The following is a 15,435-nucleotide window of genomic DNA, read 5'->3' as shown; positions in this document are numbered from 1 at the left end:
CACCTCCAGCGTCGACGGCACAGCCTGCGACCCCCGACATGATCTTGTCAACGGCCCCGCATCCGCATGCGACGTTGAATAAACATTTATTCAACGAGGTGGGCGATGGTCAGGCCACGAGGTGAGCAGGCGGCATGGCGCCGGGAGCAGCTACTGGACGCGGCCCTGCGGATGTTCGCCGCCAAGGGGGTGGACGGGGCCACGGTCAAGGACGTGGCCCAGGCCGCCGGGGTGACGCCGGGACTGCTGTACCGCTACTTCGACAGCAAAGAGGCGATGGTGGAGACGCTGTTGTCGGAGCGGGGCTTCCTGCCCCGGCTGCGGGAGCTGCGGGAGCGGGACCACGACGACACCCGCCCGGCGACCGAGGTGCTGATCGGGTTGCTGGAGGCGTTCGACCGGCTGCTGGCCGACAACGCCGAGCTGATGGCGGTGTTCTTCAGCGCCGCCCAGGCCCGCGCGCCACTGGCCGGGCTGGTGGACCAGGGCCAGCGGCTGATCGGTGACTTTCTGGCCGAGCGGGTCGCCGCCGGTGAGCTGCGCCCGCACGACACCGCCACCGCGGCCCGGACGCTGTTCGCCGCCGTCGCCATCAACCGGCGGCTGGGCACCCCCATCGACGTCGCGGCCCTGGTCGGGCTGCTGTTTCCAGAACAGGGATGAGATGCGCGCACAGTGCTGCGTCGTCGGGGGCGGCCCGGCGGGCATGATGGCCGGGCTGCTGCTGGCCCGCCAGGGCGTGCAGGTGGTGGTGCTGGAAAAGCGCGCCGACTTCCTGCGCGATTTTCGCGGCGACACCGTCCACCCCTCCACGCTGGAACTGATCGCCGAGCTGGGGTGGATCCAGGAGTTCCTGGACCTGCCACACACCAAGATGCCGCAGGTGACGGTCAACATGGGCGGCCGGGACGTCACCTTCGCCGACTTCACCCGGTTGAAGGTGCGCTGCCCCTCCATCGCGTTCCTGCCGCAGTGGGACGTGCTGGACTTCCTGGCGGGCAAGGCCGCGGCCTACCCCTCCTTCCGCCTGCTGCGCCGCGCCCGGGTGACCGAACTGATCACCGAACGGGGACGGGCGAGCGGGGTGCGGGCCGACACCGAGGACGGGCCGGTGAAGGTGAAGGCCGACCTGACCCCGGTGGGCTCCTCGTCTCCCATGGACGTGCTGTGGTTCCGTCTGCCCCGCCGCCCGCAGGACCAGGTGCCGTTCTTCCAGGGCGGCAAGGGGGCGCTGATCTGCATCGACCGCGGCGAGTACTGGCAGATCGCCTACGCGATCCCGACAGACGTCTTCAGCAAGCTCAAGGCCGCAGGGCTCCCGGCGTTTGCCCGGCTGGATGATCCGGCTGGCCGCGCCGTACTTCGCCACCCTCATGATCGACACCTCCCTGCGCGTGTCCACCCTCAAGGCCAGAGCCGAACGGGATGGACGCCCGCGCCGCCCACCTACCGCGAGGGCGTGCGGGTCTCCGGAAGGCCGAGCCGGGTGAGGATCCCGGGGAAGCCGAAGGCGACGATCCGGGAGATGCCCGCCTCGGTCACGGTGAGCACGGCGAGCCCGAACGCGCGGTGGACCCCGTCCGGCCCGCGGCGGTAGGCCGCGGCGGCGGGCTGGCCGTTGGCCGTGGTCGGGACCATCAGCCAGTCGCCGGGGGAGCCGACTGCCGAGGCGAGGAAGGGCACGCAGGTCGCGCGGCCGGAGAACCAGGTGGGGGTCGGCGGCATCTCCAGCGCGGCGTCCTGGCGGAGCAGCCTTTCGAACGCCGCCGCGTCGCTGTTCTCGAACGCCGCGACGTACCCCTCCAGCAGCTCCCGCTGGCGGCGCCCGGAGGGTTCGGCGGCCAGGTCGGCCGCCGGGCCGACCTCCTCCAGCCGGGCGCGGGCGCGTTGCAGGCTGCTCTTGACCGCCGCCGTGGTGGTGCCGAGCATCCGCGCCACCTCCGGGGCGGGGAAGGCCAGCACGTCCCGCAGGATCAGCACGGCCCGCTGCCGGGGCGGCAGGTACTGGAGGCACGCGATGAGGGCCAGCCGCAGGCTCTCCCGCGAGACGACCACGGCGGCGGGGTCCTGGGCCCCGGCGGTGACGAGCGCGTCGGGGAACGGTTGCAGCCAGGGGCCGTGCGGGTCCGCCGTCTCCGGTGGCGCGAACGGGTCCTCGCCCGGCGCGCCCAGCCCGGAGGGCAGCACGCGGCGTCCCGCCCGGCGCAGCGCCGTCAGGCAGACGTTGGTGGCGATCTGGTACAGCCAGGTCCGCAGGGACGAGCGGCCCTCGAACCGGTCGTAGGCGCGCCACGCCCGCAGGAAGGTCTCCTGGACCAGGTCCTCGGCCTCGTCCACCGAGCCCAGCATCCGGTAGCAGTGCGCCAGCAGCTCACTCCGGAACGGTTCGGCCAGGGTGGCGAAGTCCTCCACCGTCCCGGCCGCTTCTCCCGTACGCGTCATCCTCGTCCGTCCCCACCCGCCGACAGCACCGTCCGCACATGGAGACCTCCCGGCGCGCCCAAAGGAATCGGCGTCCGCGGAACCGCCGGGTGACCCGCGTCACAGCCGTGCCGCGAAGCGATTCCCGCCGGGCCCCCGCCGGGTCTCCATGAACGGAACCAGCACCCCGACCGCGGAGGAGAGCCCGTGACCGTCGCCCTGCCCGCCGCCGCCCGGAGCCTGATCGACGGGCCGCACACGGCGGTCCTCGCCACCACCAACGCCGACGGACGGCCGCAGTCCTCGGTCATCTTCGTCAAGCACGACGGCGACGCGGTGGTGTTCAGCACGATCAGGGGGCGGCTGAAGACCCGCAACATGGAGCGCGACCCCCGCGTGAGCCTCCTGGTGGCGGACGCGTCCGGGTACGCGGAGATCCGCGGCACCGTGACGATCACCGACGACCCGGACAAGACGCTGCTGCACGAGCTGTACGCCCGGTACATGGACGGCGCGGAGCCGCCGCCGGAACCCGACGCCGAGCGGGTCATCGTGCGCGTCACCGCCGACCGGGTCTGGCTGTGGCCGCCCGCGCCCGACGCCCGGAACGACTGACACCCCCCACCGCCTTCCCGACCGAGAGGACCGCGCATGCGCCAGATCATCGAGTCGACGCTGATCAGCACCGACGGGGTCGTGAACGATCCCGGCTCCTGGGCCCTGGACTACTTCGACGAGGAGTTCCACAAGGAGGCGTTCGAGCTCCTGCGGGGCTGCGACGCCATGCTCATGGGGCGCGGAACGTACGAGGACCTGTCCTGGCGCTGGCCGGGCCAGACGGGGGACTTCGCCGACGCGATCAACGGCATCCGCAAGTACGTGTTCTCCTCGACGCTGGAGCGCGCCGAGTGGAACAACTCGGTCCTCGTACGCGGCGACGCGGTCGCCGAGGTGCGCGGGCTGAAGGAGCAGGAGGGTGGCGACCTGGTCGTCTTCGGTCACGGACGGCTGTCGCACACCCTCCTGGAGAACGGCCTGCTCGACCGGCTCCGCTTCGCGGTGCACCCCGTCGTCGTGGGGCGGCCCCTGGGGCCGTTCCCGGAGAACCCGCGGACGCCGCTGACCCTCGTCGGCACGCACGCCCGCCGGTCGGGCGTCGTCGTGCTGAACTACGCCGTCCAGAACGCCCCGGTCACGTGAAGGCGTTGAACACCGTCTCGGCGCGGTCGCGCGCGGTGTACATCTCCCAGGCGGTCGCCGCGATGGCGTCCGGGTCGAGGGTGTGCCCGTCGGCGTCGCCGTACTTCTCGGGGGCCGCCGTCACCATCGCGTGGATGTCGCCGCGCTCGACGAGCCCGCCGATGGTGAGCGTCCCCGCGTAGACGCCCCTGTCGGCGAGGGCCGCGTGGAGGGTCAGGGCGTAGTTGCGCAGCGCCGCCGAGGAGAGCGCCATGTCGCCCAGCGCGGGCATCGGCACCACGGAGCTGAGGCCGCCCGCGAACAGCAGCCCGCCCGCGCCGCGCTCCAGCATGCCGGGGAGCACGGCGCGGGCGGCGTCCACGGCCGGGTAGATCCAGTCCATCGCCCGGCGGACGTGGTCGGACCCGGCGTCCAGGATCGGCGTCGGCCCGCCCGCCGGGTCCGCGCCGAACGCGCCGTAGTAGAGCACCTCGACCGGGCCGAGCCGGTCGGCGATCTCGTCCAGGACGGCGGGGAACCGGTCGCCGCGCACGTCGGCGGCGAACGCCTCGGCCTTGACGCCCGCGTCCGCCAGCGAGCGGACATAGCCCTCGTGGCGGTCGGCGCCGCGCGAGACCAGCGCCACCGGGCGGCCCTCCCGGCCGAAGCGGTGCGCGATCGACATGCCGAGGCCGGGGCCGGTGCCGACGACGACGACGGTTCCGTGGGCGGCTGCGTTCATGGTGCGTCCTCCGAAATTAAGTTGAGGGATTCCTCAGGTTGTTGGTCCGACGGTAGCACATAAATTGAGGGTCTCCTCAAGTTCGTATGATGGACCCATGCCGACCGGATCCAGGCCGCTGCGGGCCGACGCCGCCCGCAACCGCGACAAGCTGCTGGCCACCGCCGTGCGGGTGTTCGGCGAACGCGGCCTGGACGCGCCGCTGGAGGAGATCGCGCGCGGTGCCGGGGTCAGCATCGGCACGCTCTACAACCACTTCCCGACCCGCGAGGCGCTCCTGGACGCGATCCTGCCCCAGCGGATCGCCGCCCTGGACGAGATCGCCGCCGACGCCCTCACCGACCCCGACCCGTGGAACGGCTTCGTCCGCTTCGTCGAGGGCCTCTTCGAACTCCAGGCCCAGGACCGCGGCCTCAACGACGCCCTGGCCCAGCGCGCGCCGCTGTCACCCGAGGTGGTCGCCGCCTGCCACAGCGGCTTCCGGCACACGGGCCGGATCATCGAGCGGGCCAAGGAGGGCGGGGCGCTGCGCGCCGACTTCGAGCCCACCGACCTGGCCACCCTCGTCTGGGCGATGTCCCAGGTGATCCGCCAGACCATGGACACCGCCCCCGACCTGTGGCGGCGCTGCCTGGCCTTCTTCCTGGACGGCCTGCGCGCGGACGCCGCCCGGCCCGTTCCCGTCCCCGCCCTGACGGCCGAGCAGCTCACCGCCGTCCTGCGGCCGTGACGGCGTTCGGGCCGCGCGGAACACGACGACCGTGGTGAACGTCGTGCCGTCGACCTGGACGGCGTAGCAGCCGGGCCCGCCGACCGTCGTCGTTCCCGGCAGGTCGCTCGTCGGGGAGGAAAGCTCGGCGTGGTAGCCGCCGTCACGCTCCTCGCCCGTGTAGGCGAATCTGCTGGTCGCGGTCCCCTTGGCGTCGATCCGGGCGGCCCGGACGAGGACCGGCCCGCGGTATCCCGCGCCGATCCAGCGGACCTTCTTGGCGTAGGAGCCGTCGGAGCGGCGGTCCTGGGCGCGGAGCTCCAGCACGGTGCCCCGGCCGAAGTAGTCGGCGACCGGATGCACCGGTCCGTCACCGAGCACCGCCGACGCCACGCCGGGCCCGGACCACGGGCGCGGGACGGTCGTGGGACACGCGGCCCCCGCCACGACGGCGGGGAACCGGAGCGGCCGGGACGCCAACACCGAGGACGCCGAGGACGTCGAAGGGGAGGGTGACGGCGGCGGGCCGTCACAGGCCGCCGCGATCGACGCGAGCAGGACGAGGGCCGCCGCCCGCCCCGGTAGCTTCACCACGGCCCCCAGCCTCCGGGCCGGACCGGCGGGGCGGCTCCGCCGTTATCCGATCGTGACCTCCGGCTGACGCGTTCCCCGCCCTGCCGGACATGTGCTGGTCGATGACAGGGAGGAACGGGGGACCCGCCTTGGACCGAAACGACCCCGGACAGGACGCCGACCTGCGGCGGCTGTCCGGCGCGGCCCGCGTCGCCGACCGCGACCTGGCCGCCGACCCCGAGCTGCGCGCGCTGCTCGACGACCTGCGCGACGGCGTCATGGCCGCCGCACGGCCCCGCCGCCGCCCCGCGTTCCGCCTCCCGACACCGCGCCGCCTCGTGCCCGCCCTCGCCGCGGTGCTCACCATGACGCTGATCCTGGGCGGCGGACTCGCGCTGCGGCAGCCCCGCACCGACCACGGCACGCCCGCCACCTCGTCCACCGCTCCGTCCACGGCTCCGCCCAACGGGGAGCGCCACTCGTTCAACACCGGGCTGTACGGCGCGCCCCACGCAGGAAAGCTCGGTCCCGGCGAGGCCGCCGACGCCAGCGAATGGCTGTTCCTCGGCGACCCGGGAATGCCCGCCCACCTGGACGGCATCCAGCGACCGCTGAGCCTGCCGCCCGGCGTGACCTGGGAACCCATCCGCAGGCAACTGACGCTGCCCGGCAAGCGGATGCAGCGGACCTTCGTCCGGATCAACGTCGTGCGCTACGCGCTGTGCGAGTGGGGCGCGGTGTGGAACGGCGCCCGTCGGAAGAACGACACCCGGGCCGCCTCCCACGCCCAGCGGGCCATCCTGCGGATCGCGCCCCGCGTCTTCGAGGGCCCCGATCCCCGCAGCGACCGGGACGGCGACGTCATCCTCTACGGCCTCATGGGGAAGCCGTACGGGCCGTACGAGATCAGGATGTTCCTGACGATGAACTGCGTCGAGAGCTGGCATCTGGCGGGGGCGGTGCGATGAGCCCCGATCCCCTCGCGCACCGGTTCGAGCACGCCTACCGCGCGCACAGCGCCGCCGTCCTCGGCTACCTGGTCCGCCGCGCCGAGCCGCCGGAGGACGCCGCCGACCTGATGGCCGAGGTGTTCACCGTCGCGTGGCGGCGCGTGGCCGACATGCCGCCCGGCGACGAGGCGCGGCTGTGGCTGTACGGCGTCGCCCGCAACGTGCTGTCCAACCACCGCCGCAGCCGCATCCGCCGTCACCGGCTGGCCGACCGGCTGCGCGAGCACCTGTCGCGTTCGCCGCGCGTCCACCACGACGACGCCCGCCACGACGAGGCCGACCACGTCCGCGCCGCGCTCGCCACGCTCCCCGAACGCGACCGCGAGGTCATCGCCCTCACCGCCTGGGAGGGCATGACCGCCGCCGAGATCGCCGTCGTCCTCGACCTCGACCCCGGAACGGTCCGGTCCCGCCTGTCGCGCGCCCGCGCCCGGCTGCGCGCCGCGCTGGCCGACCAGGACCGCATCCCCTGCTGACCCCGCCCGGCCGCCGCACGGGAACCGGGACCGGCCGTACGGCCGGGCAACGGCGACCCCCCATCGACCACGGAGCTCCGCGTGAACCCCAGACTCTCCCTCGCCGCCGCCCTCACGGCCCTGGCCGCCCTGGCCGCCCTGACCGGATGCTCCGGCGGGACCGGCGACGGCGCCCGCGCCACCGCCGGGGAGGCGGGCGCGCCCGAGGTCACCGTCACCCCCCGCGACGGCTCCGGCGGAGTCCGCCCCGACAGCCCGGTCACGGTGACCGCGGGCGGGGGGACCCTCACCGACGTGCGGGTCCGCGCCTCCGGCGCCGTGGTGGCCGGGGCATTCGCCGCCGACCGCGCGTCCTGGCGTTCCCGGGGCGGCCTGAAGCCCGGCGCGGCCTACGAGGTCATCGCGACCGCCACCGGCCGCGACGGCAGGGCGACGACGCTGACCAGCCGCTTCCGCACGCTCAAGCCCGCCGGAACGTTCCGGATCACCGACGTCACCCCCGGCGTCCCGGGCGAGACGGTCGGCGTCGGCGCGCCGATCATCGTGACGTTCGACCGCGCCGTCACCGACCGGGCGGCCGTCGAACGCGCCCTGGAGGTGACGGCGGAGAAGCCCGCCGAGGGCGCGTGGCGCTGGACCGGCCCCACCCGGGTCGTCTACCGCACCAGGAAGTACTGGCCCGCCCACCAGAAGGTCCGGTTCACCGCCCGGCTGACCGGCGTCGCCGCCGCCAGGGGCGTCTACGGCACCGCCGACGTGTCCCGCACGCTCACGATCGGCGCGCGGCAGATCAGCACCGTGGACACCCGCCGCCACGTGATGACCGTCCGCCGCGACGGCCGCGTGGTCAAGGAACTGCGGATCAGCGCGGGCAGCGGCGGGAAGTTCGACCCGGCCAGGGGCGAGGACATCTACCTCACCGCCAGCGGGGTCCACCTGGTCATGGACAAGAGGCGCACCGAGAAGATGACCTCCGAGTGGGAGGGCGTGGATCCCAGGAGCGGCAAGGGCTACGACGTGACGGTCAACTGGGCCGTCCGCATCAACGCCACCGGCGAGTACGTCCACCAGGCCACCCCCGAGGGCATGAGCACCCTCGGCCGGGGCAACCACAGCCACGGCTGCGTCCGCGCCTCCGCCGAGGGGGCCCGCTGGTTCTACGGCTTCGCCCGGCGCGGCGACGTCGTGGACGTCGTCGGCACCGCCCGCCGCCTCCCGTGGAACAACGGCTGGTCCTACTGGCAGATGCCCTGGCGGGAATGGCGCAAGGGCAGCGCCCTGAACAAGTGAGCCCCGGCCGGGCGGGGAACTTTCGTCCAAGACGGGAGCGCCGAAGTCGGCGACGCTGGGGGCATGCGCAGCCACGAGGTGGGGACCGTCCCCACGGACCGCGACACCCGGGACGGCTGGGAGGTCGTCCGCCCGCCCGGCGGCACGTCCCTCGACGGCGTCGCGATGGCCGGGTTCCGCGACCGCGCCGCCGCCGGGCTGGACATGCGGGTGCTTCCCCAACCCGCCGTGACCGTCGTCATCGGCTTCGGCGCCGAGCCGTTCGCGGTGGAGAACGCCGCCGGTCACCGGCTCATGAGGAGCCTCGTGGCCGCGCTGTCACCCGGTCCGGCCCGCATCCGCGGCGAACACGTCGAGTGCGTGGAGGTCCACCTGTCACCTCGGGCCGCCTACGCGCTGCTGGGCGTCTCCCCGCGCGAGCTGGACGGGCCCATCGTCGACCTGGAGAGCCTGTGGGGGCGGCACGGGCGGCGCCTCCACGAGCGGCTGGCCGAGGCCGTGTCATGGCGGGAACGCCTCACGCTGACGGAGGGGTTCCTCGCCCGGCGGGCCGCGGGGGCGCCGTCGATGTCCCCCGAGGTCGCCGCCGCCTGGGACACGATCGTGGCCCGCCGGGGCCGGGTGCGGATCGGGGACCTCGCCGCGTCCTGCGGATGGAGCCGCAAGAGGCTGTGGTCCAGGTTCGGCGCCCAGATCGGGCTGACCCCCAAACGCGCCGCCATGCTGGTCCGCTTCGACCACGCCGCCCGGGCGCTGCGCGCGGGCGGTAACCCCAGCGACGTCGCCCTGGCGTGCGGATACGTCGACCAGTCCCATCTGCACCGCGACGCGCTGGCCCTCGCCGGATGCACGCCCGGCTCCCTGGCGGCGGGCTGACCCGCGCCGGTTCACGCAGGCGTTCGGCGCACGAGTTCACCACACGCGTTCACCACGCGAGTTCACCATGCGAAGGAAGACATCCGTGAGGTATACCGATGCCCCGACGGCGGACACGGCCGACCGCGACCTGATCGCCCGGCTCGCGTTCGGGAGCATGGCCGCGCAGACCCTGCGCGCCGCGGTCCGGCTGAGGGTGGTCGAGCTGGTCGGAGCCACGCCGCGCGGCGCCGCCGAGGTGGCCGCCGCCGCCGGAGCCCGGCCCCAGCCCATGACCCGGCTGCTGCGCGCCCTCGCCGCGCTGGGCCTGCTGCGGGAGCACACCCCCGGGACCTTCTCGGTCACCCCCGCGGGCGCGCTCCTCGATCCCGGCCACCCCGACTCGCTCCGGTCGTTCGTGCGGATGTTCACCGAGCCCGCGGTCGTGCGCGCCTGGGAGCACCTGGACGAAGGCGTCCGCACCGGAGAGGTCGTGTTCGACACCGTCTTCGGCACCGACTTCTTCGGCCACCTGGCCCAGGACCCCGAGCTGTCCGCGGAGTTCAACGCGGCGATGAGCCAGGCCGTCGCGGAGACCGCCGCCGCGCTGCCGCACGCCTACGACTTCGGCCGGTTCCGCGCGGTCACCGACGTCGGCGGCGGCGACGGCACGCTCCTGGCCGCCGTGCTCACCGCGCACCCGGACCTCACCGGCGTCGTCTTCGACACGGCCGAGGGCCTGGCCCGGACGCCGGAGACGCTGGAGCGGCACGGGCTCGCCGGGCGCTGCACCGTGCACGCCGGGGACTTCTTCCGTTCCGTCCCCGAGGGCTCGGACCTCTACCTGGTCAAGAGCGTCCTGCACGACTGGACCGACGACCAGGTGGTCACGATCCTGGGCCACTGCCGCCGGGCGCTGCCGCCCGGCGGGACCGTCCTGATCGTGGAGCCCGTGCTCCCCGAGGTCGTCGACGCCGGATCCGCCGTCGCCGACGGCGGCGTCACCTACCTGAGCGACCTCAACATGATGGTGAACATCGGCGGCAGGGAGCGCACCCGCGCCGACTTCGAGGACGTGTGCCACCGCGCCGGACTGTCGATCACCTCGGTCACCCCGCTCGCCGGAGCCGAACCGTTCTCCCTCATCGAGGCCGTTCCCCGGTGAACCCCGGCCCGGCCATCCGACCAGGGCCCGCGGCAGCGCGTCGGCGGTCTTCCCGACCGCGCACGCCGCCTGGACGAGGTGACCGCGCAACCGCCGGCAGCCCACGACACGGGAACCGGACCGACGGCAGGCCGGGCACGTTGACCAGCGACGGAACGACGGGCTATGCGGTCGCGAACGCCCGCATCACGGCCTCGCGCAGTCCCGTCACGTCCTGCTCCAGGTCCCAGCGCGCCTCGTCGGCGCACCTGATCGCCCGATAGGCCGTGATCATCGGCGCGTCCGTCTCCGTCGCCTGGATCAGCGCCTGGACGGCCATGGCGTGCCCCGGCTCCGAGTGGGACACCCCCGGGGGATACCCGAGCAGGCGGTGCGTCGTCGCGGGATCGTCAGGCCACGCCGCGGGGACGGTCCCACCCGCCGAACGGCGAGCCTGCGCGAGATAGGGATTGGCGCGGGCCGGCCGCGACCCCAGCGACCGCGCCATCCGCTCCAGGAGCGCGGGCCGCTCGGGCCAGGCCGCCAGCGCTTCGGCGACCACCGGATGATCGGAGATCCCCGCCGCGGTGACGGCGTGTTCCGCCGCGGCGAGCGCGGCCCGCCGCAGCGGTCCCTCACCGGCCGAGCGCAGCGCCTCGCCCAGCGCCGCGTCGAGGGCGGGCAGGAGCATCCGCCCGTCGGCGTCCGACCGCGGCCACGGCACCACCGGGACCGCCAGGAACTCCCCGGGGAACCCGCCGACCAGCCATTCGGGCCCGAGCGCCTGCCCGGTGAGCCGGGCCGCCAGCGCGAACAGCGCGCTCAGCCTGTTCCGCCAGTCCAGTCCCTCCAGTGCCGCGTCGATACGGCCGGGGTCGGCGCCGTACGCCCATTCCGGCAATCCCTCGGGGAGCGCCGCCAGCACCCGCCCGTTCTCAGCGAACGCGAAAGAGGGGGACTTGATGACGTTCCAGAACAGGCCGACGGCCCGGCGGCCGTGCGACACCCGTTCCAGGACCTCCGGGCGGACGCCCTCACCGCCGTTGTCCTCGAACGCGACCGTCCAGCCGCCCAGCCGGGCCAGCAGGATCACCGGCAAGCCGTCGCGGGACCCGACGCCGGGGATCCGCTCGGCGACGACGGCCAGCGCCTCGGCGAGTGGCCGTGGTCCCTCGACGTGCAGCGCGTGATCCATGCGTCCGCCGAACCCGGTGGCGACGCGCTCGATGTCGTCGTCCTCCACCAGCGTGACGCATGCCGCCTGGATCATGCACATGGGATCGATCCGGTCGAACGCGTCTTCCGCGGGCCGCTCTTCCATACCCGACACCCAACCATCCGCCACCGTCGTTTCCCCGACCGGCGACCGCCGCCGAACTCGCAGGAAGGATCAGCCGGATCCCCCCAGTTGTCCTCGCCCCACCCCTCCTCTTCAGCTCCGGATGCGGGGCGAACCGGTGGGCGCGTTCCGCTGATCGCTCGGCGTTCCGGCGGGTCAGGCGGGGGTGGCTTCGATCAGGTGGAAGGCGTTCTGGGGTGGTAGGGGGGTGGTTTCGGTGAGGGTGAAGCCCGCGCGTTCGCACAGGGTGGCGAAGTCCGAGCGGGTGCGTTCCCGTCCGCCGACGTTCACCAGCATGTTCAGGTCGCTCAGGTACATGAGCCCGGGGACCGACGGGTCCACCACGGGAGGCATCACCGGCTCGACGATCAGCAGCCGCCCCTCGTCGGGGATCACCTCCCGGCAGTGCCGCAGGATGGTGGCCGCGCGCTCGTCGTCCCAGTCGTGGAGGACGCTCTTGAGCAGGTAGAGGTCCCCGCCCGGGGGGACGGCGGTGAAGAAGTCGCCGGTCTCCAGGGCGCAGCGTTCGGCGACCCCCCGGTCCCGCAGCGTCTTCTCGGCCTGGGCGAGCCCCTCGGGGCTGTCGAAGAGGACGCCGCGCAGCGACGGGTGCGCGTCCAGGATCGCGGCGAGCAGCGTGCCGTCGCCGCCGCCCACGTCCACGACCGTCCGGAACCGGCCGAAGTCGTAGTGCCCGGGCAGCGCGGCGGCGGTCAGGCGCGTGCCCTGGCTCATCGACGCGTTGAACCGGGCGGACAGCTCGGGGTCGTCCTTGAGGTGGGCGAAGAAGTCCTTGCCGAACACCTCGTCGAACGCGGTGCGCCCGGTGCGGACGCTGTGGTCCAGGCGCTCCCAGGCCCGGAGCATGGCGGGGTCGGTGAACATCCGGACGAAGGAGTCCACCGAGTCGGGACGGTCGGTCCGCAGCAGCGCGCCGGCGGGGGTGAGCGCGAAGGCGCCCGGCTCCCTCTCGGTGAGCAGGCCCAGCGCGGCCATGGCCCGCAGGAGGCGCAGCGTCGCCTGCTCGTGGGCGTCGAGCTCGCGCGCGAGCGCGGCGGACGTCCGTTCCCCGTCGCCGATCAGGTCCGCCAGGCCGAGCCGGGCGGCGGCGGCCACGACCTGCGCGGCCATGGACCCGAAGACCAGCCCGACCATCGTGCCGCGCGCCCGCAGGGCCTCGTCGGCGTTCGGCTCCACCACGATCGCACCCCTCTCGCCGGATGCGGACGACTCTAGACGGATCCGGTCGTGAGGACAATGAAAATCGTTACCACAATTGGCCACTCACTCCGGGGCCGCCCCGGTCGTCGCGGCGAGCAGCGCCAGGCGGATGCGGTTGGGGCAGCCGGTCTTGCGCATCAGGTTCGTCACGTGCGTCTTGACCGTCGTCACCCCCACGTGCAGCGCCTCGGCGATCTCCCGGTTGGACAGGCCCGCGCCGACCATCGCCAGCACGTCGCGCTCCCGCGACGTCAGCGGCGGCAGCGACGGCCCGCGCGGCTCCGGCGGCAGGTGCGCGTGCAGCGCCCGCGTGACCAGCCGCGCCAGGATCTCCCGCGTGAACGGCGTCTCGTCGTTGGCCGCCCGCCGGATCGCGTCCAGGATGTCCGGCGGCGGCGCGTCCTTGGTCAGGAACCCCGCCGCCCCGGCCGCCAGCGCCGGGTACAGGTGGTCGTCGTCGTCGAACGTCGTCAGCGCGACGACCCGGGTGGCCGGATGGGACGCGGCGATGCGCCGGGTCGCGGTGATGCCGTCCACCCGGGGCATGCGCAGGTCCATCAGCACCACGTCGGGCCGGTGCTCGGCCACCAGGCGGGTCGCCTCGTGCCCGTCGGACGCCTCGCCCACCACCTCGACGTCGTCGGCCGAGTCGCACAGCATGCGCAGTCCCAGGCGGACCAGGTGCTGGTCGTCGGCCAGGACCAGCCGGATCATGTCGGCGCTCATGCCGGGGCGGCCTTCCGGGAGCGGGCGGGCAGTTCGGCGAACAGGCGCCAGCCGCCGCCGGCCGGGCCCGACTCCAGCCGGCCGCCCAGCAGGGCGACGCGCTCGGACATGCCGGTCAGCCCGTGGCCCGGCGCGGCGGCGGGGGACGGGCCGCCGTCGTCGGTGATCTCCAGCCGGACGGTGTCGCCGTCCAGGCCCACCGACAGTCGCGCGGTGGCCCGGGGGCCGGCGTGCCGGGCGACGTTGGCCAGGCCCTCCTGGGCCAGGCGCAGCACGGTCAGGCCCCGCGCCGCGTCCAGCGTGGCCAGCGCCGGGTCGATGGCCGCCTCGGTCGGGACGCCGGTCCGCCGGTTGTGGTCCACCGTGTCGCGCAGCGCCTCGGGCAGCCGCGCCGGATCCACGAACGCCGTGCCGTCCCCGCCCCCGGCCGGGTCCCGCAGCACCGCCACCAGCCGGCGCAGGTCCTCCAGCGCGGTCCGCCCGGACGCGTGCAGGTCGTCCAGCACCTCCAGGACGCGCGGGTCCTCGGTGCGGTCCAGCACGTGCCGCGCCACCCCCACCCGCAGCACCATCGAGGACACGTGGTGCGCGACCAGGTCGTGCAGCTCGCGGGCGATGGCGGTGCGCTCCTCGGCGCGGGCGGCGACCGCCTCCAGCCGGCGGCGGCGCTCCTCGGCGGCGGCGTGCGCGCGGGCCTGCCGGGCGTTCTCCCGGTACGCGCGGATCAGCGCGCCGAACAGCAGCGGTACCCCGGCCAGCACCGAGAGCCGGTAGAGCGTCGGCGCGAGGTCCCGCGCCGAGGGCAGCAGCGCGTGCGCGACCAGCAGCACCCCCGTGAGGGCGCTCCCGGCCAGCACCCGGCGTCTCGGGGCGCGCAGCGCCAGCTCGAACAGCGCGATCGCGATCATCGCCTTGACCGTCATGGTCACGCTCAGGCCGGCGGTGTCGGCGGCGACCAGCAGCGCCGCCAGCACCGTCGCCGACACCGCCGGGACGGCGCCGCCCGCCAGGCACACCGGCACCGCGACCAGCAACAACATCCAGTCGCCGGTCTCCCGCGGCCGGTGCAGCAGCGCGAGGTCCCCGGCCGCCAGCACCAGCAGCAGGATCCACCGGGCGGGCGCCCGGGGGTCGTCGACGAGGCGTTCGAGGGGGCGGGACAGCACGGTCCGATCGTAAGAGCGGGGCCGTGACGCGGCTTCCTCCCGTGGGAGGAGGCGGGGTCGTCCGGGTGGCCGCCGGAGGGGCCCGCGGGCGGAAGAGCCGCGCGCCCGCCCGCCGGGAGAGTCGGGGACGCAAGGAACCGGACCTTCGGGAGGACCGATGGACTGCGCACGGGAACGGGCGGTCCCGCTGCCGCTCAGCGGGTGCCTGGTGCGGCTGGGCACCGGATCGCGGCGGCGCGCCGCGCTGGAGATCTACGTGGGGCCCGGCGGGCTGTTCGACGTCGTGCTGGCCGACGTGTTCGGGGCCCGGCCGCTGCGCGCGGCGGTCCGCGGCGGCGGCGCGCGCGACGGATGGTCGCTGGCGTGGGGTCACCTGCTCGGCCCCGCCGCCCCGGCGGTGACGTTCGGGTCGCGGCGGGCGGCGGTGCGCGCCCCGGTCGCGGTGGTCGCGGACGCGTTCTGGGTGGCCGAGGTCCCCGGACGCCACCGCCGCGTCCAGGTGACCTGCGCGGACGCGTCCGACACCGGCCGGCTGCACCGGATCCGGAACGCGTCCGCCCCGGCGGGACCGACCGCATGAGGGA

The 15,435-nt window shown here is 74.4% G+C and carries 17 protein-coding genes and 1 pseudogene; 12 read left to right on the top strand and 6 right to left on the bottom strand.

The window, feature by feature from the left end; all coding sequences use genetic code 11:
* The first annotated feature begins 105 nt into the window (after positions 1–105).
* Positions 106–663, top strand: coding sequence for a TetR/AcrR family transcriptional regulator (locus HNR61_RS15840; protein WP_182843868.1), 558 nt, complete (start codon positions 106–108; stop codon positions 661–663).
* A gap of 1 nt (position 664) precedes the next feature.
* Positions 665–1,117: pseudogene (locus tag HNR61_RS47710) on the top strand (FAD-dependent monooxygenase); the annotation flags it as partial.
* Positions 1,118–1,446: 329 nt separating this feature from the next.
* On the opposite strand, the gene HNR61_RS15835 reads toward HNR61_RS47710, so the two are convergent.
* On the bottom strand, positions 1,447–2,442 hold the full coding sequence (locus HNR61_RS15835; protein ID WP_182843867.1) for a sigma-70 family RNA polymerase sigma factor: 996 nt from the start codon (positions 2,440–2,442) through the stop codon (positions 1,447–1,449).
* A 186-nt stretch (positions 2,443–2,628) separates the two neighbouring features.
* Between HNR61_RS15835 and HNR61_RS15830 the strand changes: the two genes are divergently transcribed.
* Positions 2,629–3,036 (top strand): PPOX class F420-dependent oxidoreductase, encoded by a 408-nt coding sequence (locus HNR61_RS15830; RefSeq protein WP_067824849.1) that lies wholly within the window; start codon positions 2,629–2,631, stop codon positions 3,034–3,036.
* Positions 3,037–3,072: 36 nt separating this feature from the next.
* The gene (locus tag HNR61_RS15825; RefSeq protein WP_182843866.1) at positions 3,073–3,621 is read left to right on the top strand and encodes a dihydrofolate reductase family protein; all 549 of its coding nucleotides are present in this window, start codon (positions 3,073–3,075) and stop codon (positions 3,619–3,621) included.
* Here HNR61_RS15825 and HNR61_RS15820 read toward each other — a convergent pair.
* Complete coding sequence (locus HNR61_RS15820; protein ID WP_182843865.1) at positions 3,614–4,342, bottom strand: SDR family NAD(P)-dependent oxidoreductase; 729 nt, start codon at positions 4,340–4,342, stop codon at positions 3,614–3,616. The two genes, HNR61_RS15825 and HNR61_RS15820, sit on opposite strands and share 8 nt — an antisense overlap.
* Before the next feature lie 97 nt (positions 4,343–4,439).
* Between HNR61_RS15820 and HNR61_RS49170 the strand changes: the two genes are divergently transcribed.
* From HNR61_RS49170 to HNR61_RS15785, 7 genes are all read left to right on the top strand, one after another.
* Complete coding sequence (locus HNR61_RS49170; protein ID WP_182843864.1) at positions 4,440–5,072, top strand: TetR/AcrR family transcriptional regulator; 633 nt, start codon at positions 4,440–4,442, stop codon at positions 5,070–5,072.
* 403 nt (positions 5,073–5,475) lie between these two features.
* Positions 5,476–5,712 (top strand): hypothetical protein, encoded by a 237-nt coding sequence (locus tag HNR61_RS15810; RefSeq protein ID WP_182843863.1) that lies wholly within the window; start codon positions 5,476–5,478, stop codon positions 5,710–5,712.
* Positions 5,713–5,773: 61 nt separating this feature from the next.
* Positions 5,774–6,592: a hypothetical protein gene (locus HNR61_RS15805; RefSeq protein WP_182843862.1), complete on the top strand. Its 819-nt coding sequence runs from the start codon at positions 5,774–5,776 to the stop codon at positions 6,590–6,592.
* Positions 6,589–7,110, top strand: coding sequence for an RNA polymerase sigma factor (locus HNR61_RS15800; RefSeq protein ID WP_246442684.1), 522 nt, complete (start codon positions 6,589–6,591; stop codon positions 7,108–7,110). Before HNR61_RS15805 ends, HNR61_RS15800 begins: the two co-directional genes overlap by 4 nt.
* Positions 7,111–7,191: 81 nt before the next feature.
* Positions 7,192–8,400, top strand: coding sequence for a L,D-transpeptidase (locus HNR61_RS15795; RefSeq protein WP_182843861.1), 1,209 nt, complete (start codon positions 7,192–7,194; stop codon positions 8,398–8,400).
* A gap of 63 nt (positions 8,401–8,463) precedes the next feature.
* A complete protein-coding gene (locus HNR61_RS15790; RefSeq protein WP_182843860.1) occupies positions 8,464–9,276 on the top strand; it encodes a helix-turn-helix transcriptional regulator in 813 nt (270 codons plus the stop codon).
* Between the two features lie 85 nt (positions 9,277–9,361).
* Positions 9,362–10,420 (top strand): methyltransferase, encoded by a 1,059-nt coding sequence (locus tag HNR61_RS15785; protein WP_220509333.1) that lies wholly within the window; start codon positions 9,362–9,364, stop codon positions 10,418–10,420.
* A gap of 163 nt (positions 10,421–10,583) precedes the next feature.
* On the opposite strand, the gene HNR61_RS15780 is transcribed toward HNR61_RS15785, so the two are convergent.
* The 4 genes from HNR61_RS15780 to HNR61_RS15765 form a co-directional block, all read right to left on the bottom strand.
* The gene (locus tag HNR61_RS15780) at positions 10,584–11,720 is read right to left on the bottom strand and encodes a DUF6461 domain-containing protein (protein WP_182843858.1); all 1,137 of its coding nucleotides are present in this window, start codon (positions 11,718–11,720) and stop codon (positions 10,584–10,586) included.
* Positions 11,721–11,894: 174 nt separating this feature from the next.
* Positions 11,895–12,938 (bottom strand): methyltransferase, encoded by a 1,044-nt coding sequence (locus HNR61_RS15775; RefSeq protein WP_312897922.1) that lies wholly within the window; start codon positions 12,936–12,938, stop codon positions 11,895–11,897.
* An 84-nt stretch (positions 12,939–13,022) separates the two neighbouring features.
* Positions 13,023–13,685 (bottom strand): response regulator transcription factor, encoded by a 663-nt coding sequence (locus HNR61_RS15770; RefSeq protein WP_246442683.1) that lies wholly within the window; start codon positions 13,683–13,685, stop codon positions 13,023–13,025.
* Complete coding sequence (locus tag HNR61_RS15765; RefSeq protein ID WP_220509332.1) at positions 13,682–14,851, bottom strand: sensor histidine kinase; 1,170 nt, start codon at positions 14,849–14,851, stop codon at positions 13,682–13,684. Before HNR61_RS15765 ends, HNR61_RS15770 begins: the two co-directional genes overlap by 4 nt.
* 157 nt (positions 14,852–15,008) lie before the next feature.
* Between HNR61_RS15765 and HNR61_RS15760 the strand changes: the two genes are divergently transcribed.
* A complete protein-coding gene (locus HNR61_RS15760; protein ID WP_182843857.1) occupies positions 15,009–15,431 on the top strand; it encodes a hypothetical protein in 423 nt (140 codons plus the stop codon).
* Positions 15,432–15,435 lie beyond the last annotated feature (4 nt).

It is taken from the genome of Actinomadura kijaniata (genome assembly GCF_014138665.1).
GTDB classification, from domain to species: Bacteria; Actinomycetota; Actinomycetes; order Streptosporangiales; family Streptosporangiaceae; genus Spirillospora; species Spirillospora kijaniata.
The sequence above is the reverse complement of the archived record's forward strand: the minus strand, read 5'-3'. Positions and strand labels throughout refer to the sequence as shown.